The 21,829-nt window shown below is 42.1% G+C and carries 13 protein-coding genes; 2 read left to right on the forward strand and 11 right to left on the reverse strand.

The window, feature by feature from the left end:
• Positions 1–12: 12 nt before the first annotated feature.
• The gene (locus tag BMW98_RS13070; protein ID WP_090259024.1) at positions 13–2,376 is read left to right on the forward strand and encodes a TonB-dependent receptor; all 2,364 of its coding nucleotides are present in this window, start codon (positions 13–15) and stop codon (positions 2,374–2,376) included.
• Between the two features lie 76 nt (positions 2,377–2,452).
• Here BMW98_RS13070 and BMW98_RS13075 read toward each other — a convergent pair whose 3' ends face one another.
• From BMW98_RS13075 to BMW98_RS13085, 3 genes are all read right to left on the reverse strand, one after another.
• The gene (locus tag BMW98_RS13075; RefSeq protein WP_090259025.1) at positions 2,453–2,719 is read right to left on the reverse strand and encodes a type II toxin-antitoxin system RelE family toxin; all 267 of its coding nucleotides are present in this window, start codon (positions 2,717–2,719) and stop codon (positions 2,453–2,455) included.
• Complete coding sequence (locus BMW98_RS13080; protein ID WP_090259026.1) at positions 2,719–2,916, reverse strand: hypothetical protein; 198 nt, start codon at positions 2,914–2,916, stop codon at positions 2,719–2,721. Before BMW98_RS13080 ends, BMW98_RS13075 begins: the two co-directional genes overlap by 1 nt.
• Before the next feature lie 511 nt (positions 2,917–3,427).
• Positions 3,428–3,865, reverse strand: a complete 438-nt coding sequence (locus BMW98_RS13085; RefSeq protein WP_245733590.1) for a DUF2147 domain-containing protein — start codon at positions 3,863–3,865, stop codon at positions 3,428–3,430.
• 66 nt (positions 3,866–3,931) lie between these two features.
• Between BMW98_RS13085 and pdeM the strand changes: the two genes are divergently transcribed.
• Positions 3,932–4,564: a ligase-associated DNA damage response endonuclease PdeM gene (gene pdeM / locus BMW98_RS13090; protein ID WP_090259027.1), complete on the forward strand. Its 633-nt coding sequence runs from the start codon at positions 3,932–3,934 to the stop codon at positions 4,562–4,564.
• 10 nt (positions 4,565–4,574) lie between these two features.
• Here pdeM and BMW98_RS13095 read toward each other — a convergent pair whose 3' ends face one another.
• The 8 genes from BMW98_RS13095 to BMW98_RS13130 all read right to left on the reverse strand — a co-directional run bounded on the left by BMW98_RS13095 (position 4,575) and on the right by BMW98_RS13130 (position 21,826).
• Positions 4,575–6,965 (reverse strand): alpha-L-rhamnosidase-related protein, encoded by a 2,391-nt coding sequence (locus BMW98_RS13095; protein WP_090259028.1) that lies wholly within the window; start codon positions 6,963–6,965, stop codon positions 4,575–4,577.
• Between the two features lie 75 nt (positions 6,966–7,040).
• The gene (locus BMW98_RS13100; RefSeq protein WP_090259029.1) at positions 7,041–7,421 is read right to left on the reverse strand and encodes a hypothetical protein; all 381 of its coding nucleotides are present in this window, start codon (positions 7,419–7,421) and stop codon (positions 7,041–7,043) included.
• 38 nt (positions 7,422–7,459) lie between these two features.
• The gene (locus BMW98_RS13105) at positions 7,460–9,829 is read right to left on the reverse strand and encodes an ABC transporter permease (protein ID WP_090259030.1); all 2,370 of its coding nucleotides are present in this window, start codon (positions 9,827–9,829) and stop codon (positions 7,460–7,462) included.
• A gap of 11 nt (positions 9,830–9,840) precedes the next feature.
• A complete protein-coding gene (locus tag BMW98_RS13110; protein ID WP_090259031.1) occupies positions 9,841–12,225 on the reverse strand; it encodes an ABC transporter permease in 2,385 nt (794 codons plus the stop codon).
• An 11-nt stretch (positions 12,226–12,236) separates the two neighbouring features.
• A complete protein-coding gene (locus BMW98_RS13115; RefSeq protein ID WP_090259032.1) occupies positions 12,237–14,639 on the reverse strand; it encodes an ABC transporter permease in 2,403 nt (800 codons plus the stop codon).
• Between the two features lie 30 nt (positions 14,640–14,669).
• Positions 14,670–17,018: an FtsX-like permease family protein gene (locus tag BMW98_RS13120; RefSeq protein WP_090259033.1), complete on the reverse strand. Its 2,349-nt coding sequence runs from the start codon at positions 17,016–17,018 to the stop codon at positions 14,670–14,672.
• 12 nt (positions 17,019–17,030) lie between these two features.
• The gene (locus BMW98_RS13125; RefSeq protein WP_090259034.1) at positions 17,031–19,400 is read right to left on the reverse strand and encodes an ABC transporter permease; all 2,370 of its coding nucleotides are present in this window, start codon (positions 19,398–19,400) and stop codon (positions 17,031–17,033) included.
• A gap of 2 nt (positions 19,401–19,402) precedes the next feature.
• The gene (locus BMW98_RS13130; protein WP_139177550.1) at positions 19,403–21,826 is read right to left on the reverse strand and encodes an FtsX-like permease family protein; all 2,424 of its coding nucleotides are present in this window, start codon (positions 21,824–21,826) and stop codon (positions 19,403–19,405) included.
• Positions 21,827–21,829: the final 3 nt, after the last annotated feature.

A 21,829-nucleotide genomic window follows, 5' to 3' on the forward strand; every position in this document is an offset into this window, starting at 1 on the left:
ATTAACTTTTAGATGAAACCTCATTTCTACCTCACACTCTTACTCTTATGCGTTTACTCAAGCGCACTAAGCTATCAAAACAAAGCTCAAATTGCTGGCTATGTTACTGATGCAAAGACAGAAGAACCGATCCCTGGAGCAACCATTCAGCTGGTTGGCACAACCCAAGGGGCTATCTCCGATGAGAATGGCTATTTCTTGATCAGCAACGTTGAGCCAAACACCTATACGCTTCAATGCTCATTTATTGGCTTTGAGAGCGTTTTAAAGTACGGAGTGATTGTTCGTACAGGCGGAAGCCCAAACGTTAATTTCAGCCTACAAGAAAGCGCTGAGGAGCTGGAAGAAGTTGTGATTACTGCCAACCCATTTGAAAAACTGGCAGAAACGCCCCTATCCATTCAACAACTAAATGCCGATGAGATTGCCAACTATCCGGGTGGAAACAATGATATCGCCAAAGTAGTACAGTCGCTGCCAGGGGTATCGGGCTCCATAGGCGGTTTCCGAAACGATGTGATCATTCGAGGTGGCGCGCCTAACGAAAACGTGTACTACTTGGACGGTATTGAGATACCAAACATCAACCACTTTACTACCCAAGGTAGCGCTGGCGGACCTGTCGGCTTGCTCAACGTAAGCTTCTTTGAAGGCGTGACACTTGCTACAAGTGCGTTTGGTGCCCAATACGACAATGCCCTCTCTGGCGTATTACAGTTTGACCAAAGAAATGGTAACAACCGCAGGTTCAAAACCAACTTTAGGGTAAGTAGTAGCGAGGCTGCTTTAACAGTAGAGTCCCCGCTATTTAAGGGCAACAATGAGACATCAAAAACATCGTTTATTGCCTCGGCCAGAAGGTCATATTTGCAGTTTCTCTTTCAAGCAATAGACCTTCCTTTTCTCCCAGATTACTGGGACTATCAGTTTAAAGTAACACATCAAATAGATAAGTATAATGAACTGATTTTTACAGGAGTTGGGTCAATCGATGATTTTAGTATAAATGTACCCGATGAGTATGACCCTGAACAACAGGCCACACTGGAGCAGGTACCCATTATAAATCAGCGGACTAACACTATTGGCGTGAGTTGGAAGTCGCGTTTTAAAGATGGTTCAGGCTTTCTGCAAACCACTTTAAGCAACAACACCTTAAACAATGATTTTCAGCGTTTTGAAGACAATGTAAACGAGAACGGGCTTTACTTTCAGAACATCTCTGAAGAAAACGAAACCAAACTGCGCGTAAACTACACCAAATTCAAAGGCGATTGGACTTTTATAACTACCGCCAGTCTTCAGGCTGTCTCCTACTCCAACAACAACATTGACCTGGTAAACAACAACAGCTTTAACGACAAAATTAGCTTTGCCAAGTACGGAGCCTCCTTTCAGGCAAGCAGGTCTTTGCTTTCTGATAGGCTCGATCTTTCAGCCGGAATTAGAACTGATGGCAACTCTTTTACCGACTCGGGCAACGAAATGTGGAATACACTAAGTCCACGTATTTCAGCCAGCTATACTTGGGATGCACAACGCAAGTGGTCAGTTAATGCATCGCTCGGCAGATACTTTAAGCTACCTTCCTATACGGTACTTGGCTACAGTGCCTCTGGGCAATTTGTGAATAAAGACACGGAGTACATCAGCAGTAACCATGCTGTGTTTGGGGTCGAATACTTGGCTACACCGTCATCGCGCTTTACTATCGAAGGCTTTTATAAAAAATACAACAACTACCCAGTTTCACTTGAGAAAGGAGTTTCGCTAGCCAACTTAGGTGGCGATTTTTCTGTAGTTGGCAACGAGCCTGTAAGCAGTATTGGCTTAGGCAGAACCTATGGACTGGAGTTTTTATATCAGAAAAAATTCACCGGTAACTACTACGCTATTCTAGCTTATACACTTTTTAAAAGTGAGTTTTCTGGAGTAACGGAAGACTACTTACCTAGTGCCTGGGATAGTAGACATCTACTCACTTTTACTGGTGGTTATAAGTTTGGCACCAACTGGGAGGCCAGTGCCCGCATGCGATTAATCGGCAAAACGCCTTACGCCCCTGTAGACCTTGACGCTACGCAAAACAGCTACCCGGCTATAATTTTGGACTACAACCAATTGGGTTCGGTATATCTTGATACGTTTAACCAAACCGATGTGCGAATTGATAAGAAATGGAATTTCAGCAATTGGACGTTTAACGTGTACGTAGAAATTCAAAACATCTTTGGGCAAAACATTCCTTCGCAGCCGGAGTATGGTTTGAATAGAGATGAGAATGGTAACATCATTCAGCCCGAAACGGTGGTACAAATTGCTGAAACCGACAACTCGAGTATTTTACCACAAATTGGGATTGTGATAGATTTTTAATTTAGATAACAACCTGTTGAGTGTTACAAAAGCCTTGGTAAGGACACCAAGGCTAGAAGGTCTCAATGAATGCCGATTAAGGAAAAAGCTTATAAATATCTTTTCTATGGGCAACTCTAGCAAACTCAACGCGAGTTCCATCAACAAAAACACCTATTCTATAATTACCTGAACGAATTCGAAACGCGTTTTCAAAACCAGACAATTTCTTGACTCCAGCAATACCATCTATAACCTCAACGGATTTGACGAGTTCAATGATCTCAGCTATGGATTTTAGGTCTTTTGACTTTTTAATTTTATCTAAATCCTTATAAAACTTTTTAAGGAAAACTACTTCCATCAGCCGTTTAGCTTTGACATAATTTCTTCTTCGGATACAGTTTCAGTTCGATCGGCTTCTCTCATCAATAGCGCAAGCCCAAGGTCTTCGCTATCCTCATCAGAGAGTACTTTTGACTTTACTCCTAACTTTTTCAATAGCTCAGAGATAAACTTTAACTCTTCGGAGCTTTTGGGATTAATAACTATAGAACTCATAATTCAAATATAATTAAATGCAAAAACGCATGCTAGTGTTATTAGTTCGATTATCCACTAACCATATAGCCATTAAAAAGCCTTGGTGAGGACACCAAGGCTGGCAGAAGAATTACCAGCAAATGTCTTGTACCTAACGGCACAATGGTTGGCTTTATATTCTATTGGCTACCCATGTGCTGTCCCTACGGGACAAATGGTTCGGGTAGGTTCTAGCTATGGAGAATTTAAGGTTCTGAAAAGTACGAAGCCCTATTATACTTTGCAGCCACTACCAAGTCCCAGAGGGACTAAATATTGGTAGCATATACGTACCTGGTTACCTACCGTGCCTTTAGGTACGGAACTCTGACAAACTAGCTAAAAAGCATAAACGCCTTGGTGAGGACACCAAGGCTGGCTGTAAAACACCCCATTAATGTGTTCTACCGGACATATAATTTGGACTAACGGCAGGCACAAATTCTCTGAAACAAATTCACCATTTACCTAATCCACCAATTAGCTCAGCCTACTCTGTTCTTGTCCACACTACAGTTTTGCCGAACATGGGTGCACCGATATAGCCACGAACTTCAAGCTTCTCTTTTTTTAAGCGCATGCGGCAGCTGTAAGTCTTACCTTCTTTAGGGTCGTAGATTTCTCCATCCTCCCACTGTCCATCGTCAAACACAAAATCCTTCACCAGTTTCATTCCAATAATCGGGCGGGTTTTGAGTGCGTCATCCGGGTTTTCCTTATCCAACTTCGGTTTTCCTTGCTCGTTCAATGGTTCCTTAAGCCAAACGATTTTGCCGTGGTATTTCCCAGCCTCTTTAAAAATCTCAATCTTCGCACCGCCATCATCGGTCATCCAAAAACCTAAAACATCATCGGGGTTATTTTGCATGGCCGTACCTAAAACAAACACGGTAACTAGGGCAAAAAGGGAAAAGGCGCTTTTCATCATCAATCTGAATTTTATATTTGAGTTTCAAATGTTCGTCTATCACAACGTGAGCATTCTAAAGTTAACATGACAATTCATAAAATTTTAGGTCAAACATTCTATTTACTTCCCGAACGTGCAATTTTCTGGAAAGAAACTGAACACCTGATTATAGCCGACTTACACTTAGGTAAGGCGGGACATTTCAGAAAATCTGGCATACCCGTTTCGGACTTGGTTCATTCTAAAGATGTTTACTTACTCGATAGACTAATTGATAAACACAAACCTCGAACCGTTGTTTTTCTTGGCGACCTTTTTCATAGCGAAGAAAACCAGAGTTGGACTCAGTTCCGCCAATGGTTAAAGAGCAAATCTGCAACCCACTTTCAGCTGGTTTTGGGCAATCATGATATTTTGCCCGAACAGTCTTACCGTCTACCAAACCTTGAGGTTTTAGAGCAATTAGAATTAGCTCCATTCACGCTTACGCACATTCCAGAGGATACCACCCAATATAATCTAGCGGGGCATATTCACCCAGCTGTTAGGCTTTCGGGCAAAGGCCGACAAAGCCTGCGCTTACCTTGTTTTTACTTTGGGTCAAACAACGGAATTCTACCAGCATTTGGACAGTTTACAGGCACTGCTCGCATTCCCATTACTAAGCATGACGATGTTTATGCCATTACCGAAGATAGTGTCGTTAAGGTGTGCTAACACACCTTTCTCAATTTATAAGCACCTCCACCTCTGCTCCGCTCAATTCGGTTTGCCCATTCGTTTCATTGAGTAAGTTGCCTTGAATCACCTTTATTGAAGCGCCCTCTTGAGGAAAAACCAACCTAAATGCCGCATCAGTTTGGGTTACAACTAAACGCACTCCCTCCGCAGTTTTTCGGTAGCTTATGCTCAGTTCGTTATCCCCTACTCGGATGCGCTCCAAGCTTGCTTCTTCCCAAGTTGAAGGCATTTTTGGCTGAATTACAGCCTGGTTTAAATGCACCATCGGCTCTATTCCAAAGAACTGTTTCACCAGAGGAACGGCATAGGAATAAATATTCCAAGCCTGGGCGTGCATTCCAAAGTCCGGACTTACTTCATACATGGAGCCCGGCAAAGCATAACTAAATGAATTGGTCATTCTTTGTAGATATTCCAACGCATTATCTGGCCTGCCATAGTTATTCTCGGCAATGGCTTGCACGCCTGTCGGTAGTGTCATTACGGCTCCGGTATAAGAGAATATTTTCATCTTTTTGGCAAAACCACTATCATCTGTACCAGCAGACTCATCGCGGTCAATTCCAGTTACAAACATTCCGAAAGGATTAACATACTTGCTTCCTGTATTCAAAGCCTTGATGGCTTTTTCAGGCTCAGCTACCCCGACTTCCATAGGTGTGTTGACCACCCAATTATGATAGAGTACAAAGCCTTGCTTCTTATTAGCAGGGTATTGACTAACGCTTCTTTGCGTAGCTTTCAACTCTTCTACAGCCCAAGGTTTATTTAAGGTATCAGCTCGAACGATAGCGCCTTCAATCAGGTGATTAGCGTCCTTTGCTCTGCCGATAAAATCAGCATACGAGCTGAATTCATCCACCCAAAAGTCGTTATTGATGATTTCAGCGAGCTTTTCGGCCTTGCTTCTGTAATTCTCTGCCTGCGCTGTTTTACCCAATACTTCGGCCATTTCTGCAGCATCTACAAAGGCTTTATAAGTATAGGCTGCCACATCAATCATTTCCGATTCTAAACCATGAATCTCCATCATGCCATAGCCATCAGCTAACAGGTTTCCATCTTCATCGTTTTCCTTCAATAGCCAGTCTAGGCCAGCCTCCACGGTCGGATAGTACTTTCTTAAAAAGTCCTTATCTCCCGTCCATTTGAACACCTCCCATATCAGCGTAGCATATTGTGGTGTTTCATTCAAATTACCTGGGTTGAAAACTACCCCGTTGGTGCTCATTTCGTGAATGATTTTGCCTGAACCATTATTCACTGCATTGGAAACGCTATCAATCATTTGAATGGTGGAATAGACAATATCCTTCATGCCGATAGCCATAGCACCTTGCAAGGCATATTCTGAATCTGCACCAAAGAACCATGGATAATCAGAGTTTCCGGCAGTAATTCCTCTACCCAAACCATCTACTTCATTGATGAGCCAATCGGTATTGTACTTGACCCAGCGGAAAGCTTCTTCGAGCTTCTTATCAGGAATAGTAAGTTTTGCCTTGTCAGCTATGGCCTGGTATCGGCTAGCTTTTGTTTGAAGCATTTCGCCAGCATTGGCCTGCACTTTCTTCAAGCTTGAAATAGCCTCAGCCTTCGACTCATCGGAACCTGCAATTACAAATGGGATAACCGCATTACCATAGGGCGGAATTTCAAGGGTGTAACTGAGCCATGCATTTGCACCCATTCCATTTCTTTCATAGTCGCAGGTGCTCGCGTTCAAGTCGTGACTCTCTGGCTCAAGAGTAGAGGCATAAACCACATGCCAGTCGTTATTTACATCCTTCCCTTCTATTCCTTGAATCGATTCATTCCACTTAACTTCATCTTTCGCATCAATCATCCCAGATCGTTCACCCAGCCACACTGGTCTTAGGTCTACAAAACCATTGAAAGTAAAGGTCAGTTTTTGGATTTTTTCGCTGTTATTGGTGAGCTCATATTCCACATAAGCTGCCTCTTCGCCATCGGGTACGAACTGTTTTCGAGTAGCTGTTAGCTTAAGTGCTTCAACCTCAAATTCATGAGAATTAGCGAAAGGATAGTTCACAAACTGTTTGGCACTATCGAGACAATAGGCTGCCCCGTCTTTACTGATTTGAGCCGAAAAGCCATCCATTAGTTTGATTGGGTGGTTCCAAATTCCGCCCATTTCGCCTGTAACATGCCAGCCCAAATCGGGGAAAGTACCATCTTGATGCCCCACCATATAGGTTTTATCACCGGGAGTCAGATATGGGGAAGCCAAATATTCCGGCTTGCCGACAATGCTTTCGGTATTAGATAATACTTGGGAAAAAGAATTGTTTTGAGGAGCATTATTGCACGCATAAATGCATAATGCTCCTAAGATTAAGAGGGGAAACTTCTTCATACAATCGATTTGAAAACCTAAGCTATGAGAATGCTCACTGTTTAGCAAAGTCGGTTGCGAAGAAAGTTAGTTAACTCAACAGATAAACAACCCGCCACAACCATCGGTAGTTACGGTGAGCGTTGAGGTAACACTACTACTTGCCCACGAACCGTAAAATTTAAAGGTGTAGGTGGTACAAGCTGATAATACCCAAGGTGTGCTGCCTCCATGGCTAATGGTACCGCTGTCGACCATAGTTCCACCCAACCAAATTTCGTACGGGTAAGTACCAACTATTGGCGATGTGGTTCCGTGGTAATAAACATTGGCGTTAAAACCATAACCGCATGGTGATAATGAAATTTCGGCCAAAGGTGCTTTGGGAATCGGTTCTCGTTTAGTTTGTGCATTAACATTTGCAGCAACACATGAGATTGCCACAATCAATAGTGTGTTGAATAATAGTTTCTTCATAGTTATAATTTATTCAGAATAAAATATAACTAAATAAATCATTCTTCCCTTAAAACATCCGCGGGATTCTCTCTGGATACTTTCAATGATTGTGCAATGGTAACCAGCCAGCTTAATGCCAGAAAGCCCATGAAAGCTGCAATGAAGATCAATGGGCTTATGTTTATCCTATATTTAAACTCTTCTAACCAACCCTGCATGGCATAATAAGCTATTGGAGAAGCCACAAGAAAGGCTATCAATACCAGAATGGAGTATTCTCTATTAAGCATAAGAATAAGCCTTTGGACTGAGGCTCCTAAAACCTTTCTAATGCTGACTTCTTTTCTGCGCTGTTCAAGGCTATAGATAGTCAATGCAACCAACCCAAGAAGGGAAATAATCAATGCGATTGTAGAAAACAGCTGGAACAGTTTAAACTGACCTTGTTCCTTCTTATAGAACTCAGCAATCTCATCGTCTAGAAAACTAAACTCAAAAGGCCTTCCAAAAAATGATTCATATCGATCTCCCAGACCCGCAAGCGTGGTTGAAAGGTTGTTCATATCTACTTTAACAAGAATGTTATGTATCCCCCAATCATTAAGGTAATAGATGGATATGGACTCAATCCCATCCTTTAAGGATTTCATATGGAAGTCTTCAACAATAGCAACTACCTTTTTCCCCACCTTATCATTCCATCCATAGATGCGTTTATCTTGAGGGTTATCAAGCGCACCAATACTTTGGGCCATGGATTTATTGATAATCACTTGTCCTTCCCTGAACTCTTCAATGGCTGAATCATACGCTTGCCAATAAACCTCCATTTCCATCACGTCTATAAAAGAGGCATCTCCAATTATGGCCTCTCCTCCAAGGCTGTTTGCATCCTTTCCATTTTCATTGGGTGCATCCATAGCCGTTATGTATGCATATCCACCTGGTTTAAACCCACCTAAACTTGCTTTCTGAACTCCGGGTATTTTCAAAAATTCTTGCTGCAAAGGAAAGTATGACTGTGTAGAATCACTATCTAACGTGACGCTGATAAGCGCTTCAGGAGCAAACCCAAGATCTTTTTGTTTCAGATAATCCATTTGGCCAATCATGATGGATAGGCAACAAATCAGGATAGCTGTAACGGTAAATTGGAAAAGCACCAAAAACTTTCTGAAACTTGTATGCTGTTTACTACCACTCGTTGATGACTTAATAATGGCGAGAGGCTTCACTTTCATTATTTGAATAGCGGGATATAAGCCAGAAAGTAGACCAATGACAACCCCTGCGACAATTACCCATAGAAAGAATGTTGAGCCAAAGTATTGAAGGGTTACATCTTTATCCAGCAGCGCATTGAATTGTGGCAATAACCTTTCTGTAACCGCAAAAGCAAGAACAAAAGAAAACACAACTACCACAATTGACTCTGCAAACTGATAAATCATCAACTGGTACCTCCCTGCTCCAATCACTTTTCGAAGCCCTATTTCCTTAGCCTTTTTAGCAGCTTGCGCAGTCACAAGGTTGATGTAGTTAATAATGGCCAATAGAAGTACCACTATAGCTATACCCCCAAACAACTGTAGATAACGAATGTCATTTTTCTCAAAAAATGTTACGACATAATCAGCATAAAGTCTTTGATCTGTGATTGGGGACAATCCATACACCTGATCCCTAGTCATTATGGTATAAGGGGTTTTGTCTTTAGCTTCATTGATTTTATCAAGCACATGGTCTAATGAAACATCTGGCTGCAAATTGAGATAGGTGATAACATTCCTTAAACCAGAAGTTTGCTCGAAATTATTCTTAAATCTTCCTTCCTGATAAGTAACCAACTCAAACTGAATGGTGCTATTTGATGGCGGATCTTTCACCAAACCGGTAATAGTGTACACCTCTTTTCCTTTTTCAATCAGCAGTTCTTCTCCAATCGGGCTTTTTTCTCCGAACAACTTTTTGCTTAAGGTTTCGGTAATAACAGCACTGCCTGAAGTAGCCAAAACAGATGAAGGCACACCATCAATTAGATCGAAAGAGAAAAACTCGAAGAAGTTGCTATCAGCTGATAACATACCTTTAAAGTTTAACTCCTTCCCTCCTCCTGAAGCTAAGGTCGTCTCGTCCTTAACGCTTATTCGAGAGAAGCTATTTAACCCAACAACATCATCTTTGAAAAACTGAACGTAATCGCTTGCAGTTACTCCCCTCCATTCTCTATCTCTATATTTCGATGTTACCCTATAAATATTCTCTTTATCCTGATGGAATTGATCAAAGCTGAGTTCATGCTTTATGTACAAGCCTATCATCAAAAATGCGGTTAACCCAACCGTTAAACCCAGCACATTAACCAAGGAAAAGACCTTCTCTTTACGAAGTCTTCTAAACACGAGAATGAGATTGTTTTTAATCATAGTGATTTGGACTATTCGTTTCGTAAGGTTTCTACTGGGTTAAGGCGGCCGGCTTTGAGAGACTGGAAAAGAATAGTAGCAAAGGCTATGGCAAGGGCACATACTCCGGCTACGACAAAGCCTATAACACTCAAATCAATTCTATTGGCGTAAGTATCGAGCCATAAGTTGACTCCATAAATGGCTACTGGTATGGAAACAATAAAGGCGAGTAGCACCAGTTTAATAAAATCGAGACTGAAAACATGAACAATATCTCTCACATTTGCGCCCAGCACTTTTCGTATTCCAAACTCATGTTGTCTTTGGTCGGCTGCAAAGGCAGCTAAACCAAAGAGTCCCAGACAGCTAATGAAAATAGCCAGCACTGTAAACACTATAATGGCATCCCCGTTTTGCTTTTCCTTGGTAAATATTGAAGCAAAGTTCTCGTCTAGGAATTTGAATTCGAACGCATTTCCTCTCAAGTCATCCCATGTAGCCTCCAATTTTGGCAAGGCATCCACCAGTGACTGAGCATTCAGCTTAATCGCCAGTTGGTTGGGTGTTTTAGGGTCATAAGCCATAATGGCTGGCCCTACTTTGGTTCTATAGTTGTCGATAAAAAAGTTTTCAACCACCCCAACTACGCGCCAGTAATTACCAAACACTTGCCCAATAGGATTGCCTTCCAAGCCAATAGCATTAACGGCCGACTCGTTGAGCACTACCAGCGAATCGGTTTGCATTTGATCTTCTGCGAACCAAGCTCCTTCAATTACATTTAGGTTAAGAACATCAGCAAAGTGTGGATCTGCCTGAAAAACATCAAGTGTCAATGTTTCTTCGGCACTCAACATAATTGAGAGTAGATTGGCTGAGTGCTCCGCAGGCATACGGCTTGTAAAACTGGCCGCTTCTACTCCTGGTATTTTCAGCAATTCATTGCGAATTGCAGACCTGTCATCATCCTTTTGTGGAGTATATGGAACCACCAAAACTTGCTCTTTATCAAAGCCAATGTCCAGTTGCTTTATATGCTGCAACTGATGGTAAACAAAGTATACACCGATAATCAGTGTTGAAGAAGCCGCAAACTGGACTACTACCAAACTATTTCGCAATACCCGGGCATTCCCCATATTCAGTACTTGCCCGAGTTTCATCCCTTTTAACAGCGGAATGATTTTCACCGATGACAGATAAAAAGCTGGGTAAACACCTGCCAAAAAGCCAACAAGGAACACCCCTAATAAGATAAGACCTCCAAGGCTTGGGTAGCTAATTATAGAAATACTAATTACTTCGCCCAATGACTGGTTGAGTAAAAATATGAACAGTTCACAAAGTCCCGCACCAATAATCGCTGCAAGCAATGTAATCACCACCGACTCTAAAAGAAACTGTATCACTAGCCCTCTTCTGCTCGTTCCCATCACTTTGCGCACACCAATCTCTTTGGTTCTCAATGATGATTTAGCCGTTGACAAATTCATAAAGTTGATGACTGCAATGATGAGTATAAAAACTCCGATGATAGTAAGCGTGGCGCGCGACTGTGGATCTCCATTAACGCTGAATTCAAACTCTACGTCCTCCTTCAAATGAATGTCGCGAATTGGCTTGGCAAAAAACTGAACCTTATTAGCCGATTGCAACCATTCATCTTTTGTTAACTGGCTATTGTTAACCACTGGATAGGCATAAGTTTTAGCTATTTCGTCAAGCCGATTGTCAATATCCTGCGGCTCCACCTGTTCATTCATCTTTACATATAGGTAGCCTGCAATCATCCACCACCTACCATCAGCATAAGATGGGTTGAAAAGATCTGAGCAGATAAAGTCAAAACTTAAATGACTTCTGTAAGTGGTAGCATCTAACAATCCAGTTACTATTACCTCCTCATTTTGGTACTGAAAGGTTTTGCCAACCACCTCCTCGGTATCAAATAGTTTTTGAGCATACTCCTTTGTAAGAACCACTTTGTGCGGTCCATCTAGTGCAGTAGCGGCATTGCCTTGTGCAAGTTTAAAGTCGAAAACATCAAAAAGGCCCTCAGTGCTTTTCAGTACACGTGGAGACCTTAGCTTCTTTTCACCAAGTGCTGCCCATGACGACCGGTCTGCAGTAATATTTAAACGCACATAGCTCTCTACACCAGGTATTTCATCTAGCTTATATTGCAAGTTGGGGGTTGAGGAAGCGCTTCGGCCCATACCCAAAAACTCCTCCTCAATTCTGTAAATTTTATCGTAGTCGGAAAAGCCCTTTTCATAAGTATTCTCCTGATAGAGGTATAGCGTAATTACCAAAAAACACCCTAACCCAACACTAAGCCCCAGTATATTCAGTAATGAAAGCAATGGGCTCTTTCTAATGGCTCTAAGCGATATTTTCAGGTAATGGCCTATCATAGTATAACTATTTATTCGTCTCTAAGTGATTGAACCGGATTGGCTGTGGCGGCCCGCATTGAACGATAACCTGTTGTGGTTAATGCAATAATCAAAGAGGCGACAATACTGATTATAAACACGAGCGGCCCAATACTAATGCGGTACTCATACTGGCTCAGCCAGATGTTCATAAAATAGTACGCCAATGGAGCTGCAAGCAGGAAGGCAACTCCCACGAGCAGGATAAATTCGAGCGAGAATCTTCTCATGATGTTAGCCACTGAAGCGCCCAGCACTTTGCGAATTCCAATCTCCTTCGCCTTTTGGTTTGCCATAAATGACACTAAGCCATAGAGCCCGAGGCAACCAATGAATATGGCTATACCAGCAAAAACTGTCAGCATTTGCGACATCTTTTGCTCCATCTCGTAGTAGTTTACTATCTGGTCATCTACATATTGGTAGTTAAACTCATATTCCTCGTTCACTTGGTACCAAATATTTTCTAATGAGGCTACTACACTTTCGGCATTGGCTGCATTTACCCTAACCCCCAGCGTACTGTAATTCTCTATGTCGTTAAAAAGCGCCACAGGCTCAATTGCCGCACTAAGTGTAGAAACGTGAAAATCCTTTACCACCCCTACAATTGGAGCCCTTCTGCCCCATATCTGCATGCGTTTGTTAATTGCCTCATCTGGTGAAAGGCCTATTTTTTTCACGAAAGTCTCGTTCACCACAAACTGGTTTGTGGTATCACTATCATTCAACCATTGGCCAGAGAGTAAGGTCAAACCGTAAGTATCCAAGTAGTTTTTATCTGCCATTTTCACCTGTGCAGTCATTTCATCACGCACGCTGTCATTAGCATATACATAAGCATCTGTTGCAGAAATAGACCCAGAAAATGGCGGTCGGAAATTGAAAGAGTAGTTTTCAACACCAGGAATATTTTGAATTTCAGACTCCCACAAATCAAGTGCTTGCTTATCGCGATTGGCCAAGCTGATATTGAGAATCCATTCCTGATCGTAACCCATATCTACTGAAAAGAAATACTTCATTTGCGTAAGGGCCACCACCGTTCCGAAGATCAAAACTTGACAAATAAAGAATTGAAAGAACACCAAAAACCGTCTGAAAGCCATACCGCCTTTTTTATGGGTGAGGCCACCTTTTAGCGCGAGAATTGGCTTGGTGCCCGAAAGCACAAACGCAGGATACAAACCGGCAAAAAGGGACACTGTAACTAATATTCCCAACAAATAAACCAACAAAGCCAAATCGGTAAGTGGCTTAAACGGTATGGTAATGCCCATAAAATCGTTAATTACCAGCGGCATTAAGCGCTCGGTTATTGCCATGGAAAGCAAAAGTGCAATAAGTGTTATCACAAAGGTTTCGCCCAAAAAGCGGAAGATTAACTGCTTTCTGTCGCTCCCCAGTACTTTCCGCATGCCCACCTCTTTGCCACGCTTAACCGACATGGCGGTAGACATATTGATAAAGTTTACACAGGCTGTTACAATCAAAAATGCTCCGATTATGATATAGGTATAGAGCATTGATTTTGGAATGATGCGATAGGAGAAATTGCTAAATCGCTCATCAAAGTGATATTCAGTAAATGGCGACAGCACAAAAGTGGTCTGCTCCCTTCTATCGGCATTCCAGTGTTTTTCCACAAAATCAGGAAACTGCTCCTCTATTTGGGCTGGCGTTACATTATTTTCTAACTGAAGGAAGGCCACATTATCGCTTGAAATACTTCCCCAACGCGTAAATTCTTCTGGATCCTGAGAGCGCTTGGTTTCCATGGAAATGAAAATACCGAAAGGAAAATCAGAGTCCTCTCTGTCGTCTTCCAAAATAGCTACTACCTTCAAATCGAGCTGTTTATTTAGCCGAATGGTCTTACCCACAGCCGACTCGTCCGGAAAGTATTTCTCGGCAATGGTCTTGCTAAGCGCAACTACATTGGGTTGCTCTAAAACGTCTCCATCCACACTCCCCTCAAGTGTTTTCCAAGTAAACACTTTAAAGAAGTTTGGCTCCACATATACCAACTCCGGGTCTTCCTCATAGTGCTTTACTTCACCTGCATTGCCTTTTACTGAAATGAGTCCGTAAGCCTCGTGAGCAACCAGCGTTACCTCTTTTATCCCTACGATTTCTTCCTTAACAGCAGGAGGCATTACCAAAGGCAAACCACCGCCTGTATACTGCCTACCATCAACCATATCGATATGACCAAGTCGATAGATTGAGTCTAAATCTTCATGATAGCGATTAAAGCTAAACTCCTGTTTTACAACCAGAAACATCACCAAACTACAGGTAATCCCCATGGTTAGGCCGAGTATGTTTATAATAGTGAAGGCCTTGTTTCTGGCAAAATTCCTTCTAAGTACGTTTAAGTAGTTTTTAAGCATGGCTTTGTTGTTATTTTGAGTTGACTGTTGTTATTCGTTTCTGAGAATTTCTGAAGGGTTTATGCGTCTGGTTCTTCCTATCTGAAGCACGATTACACTTAGTGAAATAACCAGTGTTGCAATTACTGCCGAAGAAAATGAGAATACACCTGGTTCTATTCTGTAGACAAACTGGGCAAGCCAATCGCTTATGAAATAGTACACCACAGGTGCAGCTAAGGCAAAACCAAGTAAGATCATGCCTATGTAGCTTCGGGCAAACAGGTGGAAGATCTCTCTATAATTAGCTCCCAAAACCCTTCTTAAGCTTATCTCTTTAATTCGCTGCTCTATGGTAAAGGTAGAAAGACCAACTATTCCCAGAATAGCGATGAAAATGGCCAGACTTGAAAAGAACAGAAACATTTCGCCAAGCCTTTGCTCTACGGAATACTGGCTATTATAGGCCTCATCCAAGAACTTATATTGCATCGGGCGACCAGTTTCCATAGCATCCCATTTCTCGGTTATTTGTGCTACGGTTTCCTTTACCTCGGTGCCTGTGAGCCTTACAAGTGCGAACTTCGAAGCATTGCCATTGAAGTATATTACCGAAGGTCGGATTTCGGATTTAAGCGATTCATTATGAAAATCTTTCACCACACCAATCAGCGGTAACTTTGCACCATCCAAGAGCAAGGTTGGATCGCTTTTGTCTTCCCAACTAAATGCCGCTAAAGCCGACTCGTTTACCACAATTCCTTGTGCACTTTTTGTCGGAAATTGTCCCGAGACGAACTCCATCCCCAAAGTATTTAGGAAATCTTCATCCCCATTAAAAAAGTCGGTAAGCACTTCTTTTTCTTCTTCAACACCCAATTCATCTTTGTTCAAAATACCGAAGTCAGCATATGAAATTGAGGAGTTGGCCATAGAAACACTTTCAATCCCAGAAACGCTCAAAAGCTCATTTTTAAAGACCTGAGCTTTTCCATCCATCTTATCGTGAAGGTCAACTTCCAAGAGTAATTCTTTATCGTAACCAAGGTTTTTGGTCTGAATAAAGCTGAGTTGCTGCTGAATAATTACCGTGGCAATAATGAGCAGCTGCGCGATAAAGAACTGCACCACCGTAAGCCCTTTTCGAAGCTTAGATTTGGACCCAATTTTACCTTGCCCTAAGGCATGCAACGGCTTGGCTTTAGACAGCACCAGTGCCGGGTACACCCCCGACAAAAAGCCCACAAGAGCCGTTGTACCAAACACCAATACAAAGAATTCAGCAGAGAAATAGTTGAGTACCATTTCCTTTTGGAGCACATTATTCACCCAAGGCAAAAGGCGCTCCGTTAAAGCGAAAGCGAGCATAGCGCCTATAAGCACAAGAGAGAATGATTCAACCAGGTAATACGATAAAATTTGGCTTCGAGAGGCGCCAATCACCTTTCGCAAGCCAACCTCTTTGCCCCTTTTAATGGATTGTGCGGTTGCTAAATTTGTGTAGTTAATTATTGCAATAACCAGTACCAAAAAGCCAATAGCACCGAATAAGTAGACATAACGAATGTCACTTGTATCACTACTTGTATAGTCTAAATCAGCTTTTAAGTGGTAGTCGGTAAGTGGTAATAAAAAGATGTTTTGATCAGTAGCGGTATTGGAGTAGCGTTGGCTATAAGGCATGCTCATGGCGATAGCCTGCATCTTTTCTTGCACGGTCGCCTTATCGAAACCGTTCTGCATCAAAAACCAGTTTTGGGCCGGAAAGTAACCCGCCTCATTATCCATTAACTTACTTCGCTTGTCAAAAAGCTGATTTTCGATCGATAGAAAATCGAACTGAAGTGTAGAGTTGGAAGGAACATCTTTAAGCACTCCAGAAATTACGTACTCGTCTTTTTCATCAACCGAAATAGCCTTGCCTAATGCAAGCGTAGCATCTCCAAAGTATTTTTCGGCCATAGTTTGGCTTACCAGCACCGACTGATTATCGGCCTCTGCAACACCATAGATTAAGGGAAAGTCAAAAACCGACAGGAAATCACTATTAACATAGGCCATGTCATTGTCCAAAAAGGTTTGGCCTCCGGCAGTCACCAACCTATTTCTAGATTGAAAGCTAGCCAGCTTCCGCACTTCAGGAACTTCCTCAGCTATTTGCTTAGCTAAGCCATAGGCCATTCGATCACTTTTCACCTTGTTTGTGCCCATTAAATGCCAGCTTAGGTAGATGTCTTCCTTTTGGTGGTGAAACCTATCGAAGCTCAGCTCATCGCGAATAAAAAGGGTAATAAGCAGCACGGTGGTTAACCCAAAGGTGAGGCCACCAAGATTGAGCAAAGAAAAAAGGCGCTCCTTCCTGAATTTTCTAAAAAAAGTAGTGATGTAAGTTCTGATCATAAGCTGAGTTTTCTATTCTGATCTAAGTGATTTTACCGGATTAGCAGTAGCCGCAGTTAGCGAACGGGCTGCAACAACTGTAAGAATGAATATTGCTGCTACCCCACCAACCAGTACAAAAGGTGCGACACCAATGTTTATGTGATAAACAAACTCATTCATCCATTGGCTTACTGCCAAAAACGCAAGTGGTATGGCAACCAAAAACGAGATTCCAATCAAGGCCAGCATTTCTTTACTCAATAACCCGAGGATTTGAGGTACCGATGCGCCCAACACCTTGCGAATGCCAATTTCCTTTACGCGCTGATCGAGCGTATAAGTAACCAAACCAATAAGCCCAAGAATGGCCACAAAAACGGCCAAACCTGTAAACAAGTTAATTACCTGGCCCATTTGCTTTTCTTTATCGAATAACTGATCGAATGAGCGCTCGAATAATTTATAGTCAAATGGCTCTTGTGTAAACTGCCCAAACACAGTTGCCGTAGTTTCTGTAGCTTGCTTAATATCTCCGCTAAACTTCACAGAAATAAGCGAATGGATTGGGCTGTAATAGAAAGCAACTGGCCCTATGGCTTTTCTAAAGTCTTCGTAGTGGAAATCCTTTACCACACCTACAACTTCAACATTACTACCATTTACACCAGCATCGAATTTGCGTCCCAATACATCACCTCCTAGATTTTTGGCCAATGTTTCATTTACTAACATGGCCTCATCATCCAACTCATCGCTTAAAAAACGACCAGCAACAAGTTCCATACCCATGGTTTCGGCATAGTGTGTATCGGTGTACTTATATTGAATGCGCTGCGATTGTGGATTATCCACTCCGTTTTCAATAATCACGTTAAAGGCCAACCCCGTAAGTTCATAATGGCTGAAACCAACCTCTTTTATTTCAGCATTTTTCAGCAATTCATTTCTAAATGCCTCTGCCGATTCTCCCAACTGCCCCTTTGTGTTATCAATCATCAACACATTGGTTTTATCAAAACCTAGGTCTTTTTTCATGCTAAAATGCAGCTGCTGACCAATAAAAACTGCAAAAATTGCTAGCGAAAGCGACACCGCGAACTGAAAGATCACCAGCCAATTTCTGAATGACTTACTCTTACCACCTGTATTGAAATCTCCCTTTAGAACAGCCGAAGGCTTAAAGTTGGTCAGGTAAAATGCCGGGTAAATACCAGCCGCAAAGCCTGTAAGCACAGCCACTGAAAAAACCGCAGCTACCAATTGGGGAAACTCGGTAATATTGGCATCAAAGTGTGCAAAGCCACCGCCCTGAAGCAATTGCAGCGCTGCTTCGGCCAAACCAAAACCAATGAGTACGGCCGTAAGAGCAATCAAAACAGACTCAGCTATAAACCTGGAGATCAATTGATTTCTGAATGAACCCAAAACAGATCTGATACCAATTTCTTTAGCTCTTTTGGAAGCCTGAGCGGTAGATAAGTTTACGTAATTGATAGCGGCCAGAAGAATTACAAAAACCGCAATCGATAAAAATACATAAAGATAGTTGGCGTTGCCCGACTCAGACGATTCAAACTGAATATTCGAGTTTAGATGAACATCCCTTAGGGGCATTACCAACAACCCTGATTGGTAAGTCTTTTTGAATTCATCCATTGGCTTACCCTCTCCATATCGACTATGATTAATCGGTAACATAGCCTCTTCAACCGCCATTTTAAGCTGTTCTTCCGTTACATTCTCCTTGGTAAACAAGTAGCTATAGCCAGTAGTAAAGGAAAAACTGTATTGATATGTATTCTGAAAATCTTTCGGCAACCTTCCCAAGGCAGAAAAAGGTAAGCTAACATTTGAAGGCAAGTCCTTAATTACACCGGTTACTTGAAAATCGTTTTGTGCAATTTGGGTGATCACGCTCACCTTCTGGCCTACTGGATTTGCCTTTCCAAACAGCTTTTTAGCCATTGTTTCCGTTAGAATAAGGCCATTTGGAACACTCAGGGAAGTTTCGGCATTGCCCAATACATAATCTTGTTCAAATACAGTATTGTACCCTTCCGTAGTGTAGAAAAAGTCTTTAATTACCAGACTTTTATCTGCTGCTGTTTTTATGGTAGCCGAAGGGTTGGGCATTAAGTTCACCACTTCTTCTACCAAAGGAGAATACTCCTTCACTTGGTTTAAATGAGCTATGGAAGAAAGCGCAAAGTTGTTAGCGCTCAGCCTGTAAATTCTATCATGATTTGCATAGTGCTCATCGTAAGTAAATTCACTTTTAACATACACCGAAATTAGTGTAGCTGCAGCAAAACCTATGGCTAAACCAATAATATTGATTGCAGCATAACCCTTGTTACGCTTTAAGTTTCTATAGATTGAAAGGAGGTGATTTTTTAGCATGATTATTCGCTTCTAAGAGAGTCTACAGGGTTACTAACAGCCGCTTGTAAGGAGCGTAAAACGGTGGTGACCATTCCTACCACCAGTGTAAAGGCCATGGCAATTACAAACACCCAAACATTCAATTCTATTCGGTACTCGAAACCCGAAAGCCAGTCATTCATAAAGTAATAACCAAACGGTACGGCTATTAAAAATGCAATGGCAATAAGCACCAACATCTCTCTGGAAAAAATGTTGAGGATTTGGTTTACAGAGGCGCCCAATACTTTGCGCACGCCAATTTCTTTCTTCTTTTGGTTGGCCATAAACGACACCAAACCATATAAACCAAGGCAACCAATAAGAATAGCAATACCCGAGAACAGCTGGAATAATGTAAGCACATTCGCCTCATCATTGTAGTTTTCCATAATCTGCTCCGAAAGCATGGTATAGTCAAAAAGAGTGTCCGGATACTGGGCCATCCAAGCCTGCTCAAGTGCAGCAATTAATTCACTGGTTTGGCCCTCGTCACCATTAAACTTAATGGCACCTTCGTAGAAATAATCTGGATAAGTTACCATTACCATTGGGTCTCGCTTTTCCTTCAGGTCTTTGTTATGAAAGTCCCTGAATACTCCCACCACTTTCTTCGGCCCTGCAAAACCAGAGCTTATTTCTTTGCCAATCGCCTCATTCGGATCATCCATTTCCATCAGCTTCAGCGCTTCCATCGAAAGCAAAGCTTCTGTTAGCGTATCGCCTTTCTTAATATCTCTTCCGGCCAATAGCTCAATCTCATACAGTTCCAAATAGTTATCATCTATTACCTTATAGGCTACGTCAAACTGCCCCTGTGTTTCAAGCGGAGCGTAACCAAAAGTAGAACCAATGTTGTTGGTTGAAAGCGGGCTCCCGAAGGCATAACTCACATTCTGCACACCTGGAAAACGCACCAGTTCATTGCGCATTACTTCCAATTTCGATGCTTCCGGACTCGGTAATGGGAAGGTGATAATCGATTCTTTCTGGAAACCTAAATCAGAATTACCAAAGTATTTCATTTGGCTGATTACCACCAAAGTACAGATAACCAGCACTTGCGAAATAAAGAACTGAAAGATAACCAGCCCTCTACGGGTATTGATATTTCCTGACATTGCCGTTTGGCCTTTTCCTCGTAAAACAGTTACCGGCTTAAGTTTGGAAAGCACAAAAGATGGATACAAGCCGGCAAAAAGTGTTACACCAACTATCACAGTCAATACTACCGACAGCAACTGCATGTCATTGAACAAGTCGAGCGAAAGATTATAGCCAACCAACTCCTCCATATTGGTCATTATCAGTTCGGCAACGCCCATAGAGAGCAGCACCGAAAGGATGGTGATCAGGAATGTTTCGCCCAAAAACTGAAGTATCAACTGCTTTTTATGGCCACCTAGCACCTTGCGAATACCAACTTCTTTGGAGCGTTTAATCGCCAAAGCGGTTGATAGGTTAACGAAATTCACGCAAGCAGTAAGAATCAAAAATACACCAACAGCAATTGGTACTGTTAGCAAATCAGGATTGACAGCCGAATTTTCATAAGTATTAAACTCAGGCTGAAAATGCATTTCGGCCAAACTCTGTACATGGAAACTAGTGGCGTTTTCTGACTCTGGAATATACTTCTTCGCAAAGTCTGGCAGTACATCTTCTATTTGCTTTTGAGTAACATTATTGTTGGCTAAAAAGAAAACCTGCGCATTGCTAGAGGTAGAAGTCCAAGACTCTGGCTGATAGAAATCGAAAATCTTAGCAACTTCTTCGTACTCCATAATCAATTTAAAAGGCACCGAAGCATTTTTTGGCGGATCGGCAACCACACCGGTTATAAACACCTCCACCTTATTGTTCATTTTAACCGCTTTGCCCAACACGCGGTCGTAGCCACCATCTGTTACGCCAAAAAACTTTTCGGCAAGCGAAGTTGAGATTACCGCTGAACCTGGCTTGTTAAGTGCCGTTTTCGGGTCGCCAATTTTCCAATCATAATCGAAAAGTTTAAAAAAGGTAGAATCGGCAAAAGCGATGCCGTCTGGTTGTTCATAGTGCACCCAATCGCCTGTTAGGTTTTTCACACTCAACTGATTTTCGCCCGTATAAAATGTGCGGCAAGCTGTTCCCAGCTCGGGATAGTCGATCGAAAAAGACTTGGCAAAAGGGTTTGGCACCCCTCCTTCCAGGTCGACCATATTTGGGCTTTCTACTCTTTTTGTAAAGCGATAAAGCCTATCATAGTTGGACAAATAAGTATCGAAGCTCTTCTCGAAAATTACGTACTTAAAAAGCACCAAAGCTGCGCTAATCCCCAGTGCCAGACCAAGCACATTAATAACAGTGAAAGAGCGATTTCTTTGAAGATTTCGGATTGCGGTGATGAAATAATTTTTGAGCATAAG

It is taken from the genome of Roseivirga pacifica (assembly GCF_900111145.1).
Lineage (GTDB): Bacteria > Bacteroidota > Bacteroidia > Cytophagales > Cyclobacteriaceae > Roseivirga > Roseivirga pacifica.

Coding starts and splice junctions, on each gene's coding strand:
- BMW98_RS13070 (WP_090259024.1), top strand. CDS start 13: ATGAAACCTCATTTCTACCTCACACTCTTACTCTTATGCGTTTACTCA.
- BMW98_RS13075 (WP_090259025.1), bottom strand. CDS start 2,719: ATGGAAGTAGTTTTCCTTAAAAAGTTTTATAAGGATTTAGATAAAATT.
- BMW98_RS13080 (WP_090259026.1), bottom strand. CDS start 2,916: ATGAGTTCTATAGTTATTAATCCCAAAAGCTCCGAAGAGTTAAAGTTT.
- BMW98_RS13085 (WP_245733590.1), bottom strand. CDS start 3,865: ATGATGAAAAGCGCCTTTTCCCTTTTTGCCCTAGTTACCGTGTTTGTT.
- pdeM (WP_090259027.1), top strand. CDS start 3,932: ATGACAATTCATAAAATTTTAGGTCAAACATTCTATTTACTTCCCGAA.
- BMW98_RS13095 (WP_090259028.1), bottom strand. CDS start 6,965: ATGAAGAAGTTTCCCCTCTTAATCTTAGGAGCATTATGCATTTATGCG.
- BMW98_RS13100 (WP_090259029.1), bottom strand. CDS start 7,421: ATGAAGAAACTATTATTCAACACACTATTGATTGTGGCAATCTCATGT.
- BMW98_RS13105 (WP_090259030.1), bottom strand. CDS start 9,829: ATGATTAAAAACAATCTCATTCTCGTGTTTAGAAGACTTCGTAAAGAG.
- BMW98_RS13110 (WP_090259031.1), bottom strand. CDS start 12,225: ATGATAGGCCATTACCTGAAAATATCGCTTAGAGCCATTAGAAAGAGC.
- BMW98_RS13115 (WP_090259032.1), bottom strand. CDS start 14,639: ATGCTTAAAAACTACTTAAACGTACTTAGAAGGAATTTTGCCAGAAAC.
- BMW98_RS13120 (WP_090259033.1), bottom strand. CDS start 17,018: ATGATCAGAACTTACATCACTACTTTTTTTAGAAAATTCAGGAAGGAG.
- BMW98_RS13125 (WP_090259034.1), bottom strand. CDS start 19,400: ATGCTAAAAAATCACCTCCTTTCAATCTATAGAAACTTAAAGCGTAAC.
- BMW98_RS13130 (WP_139177550.1), bottom strand. CDS start 21,826: ATGCTCAAAAATTATTTCATCACCGCAATCCGAAATCTTCAAAGAAAT.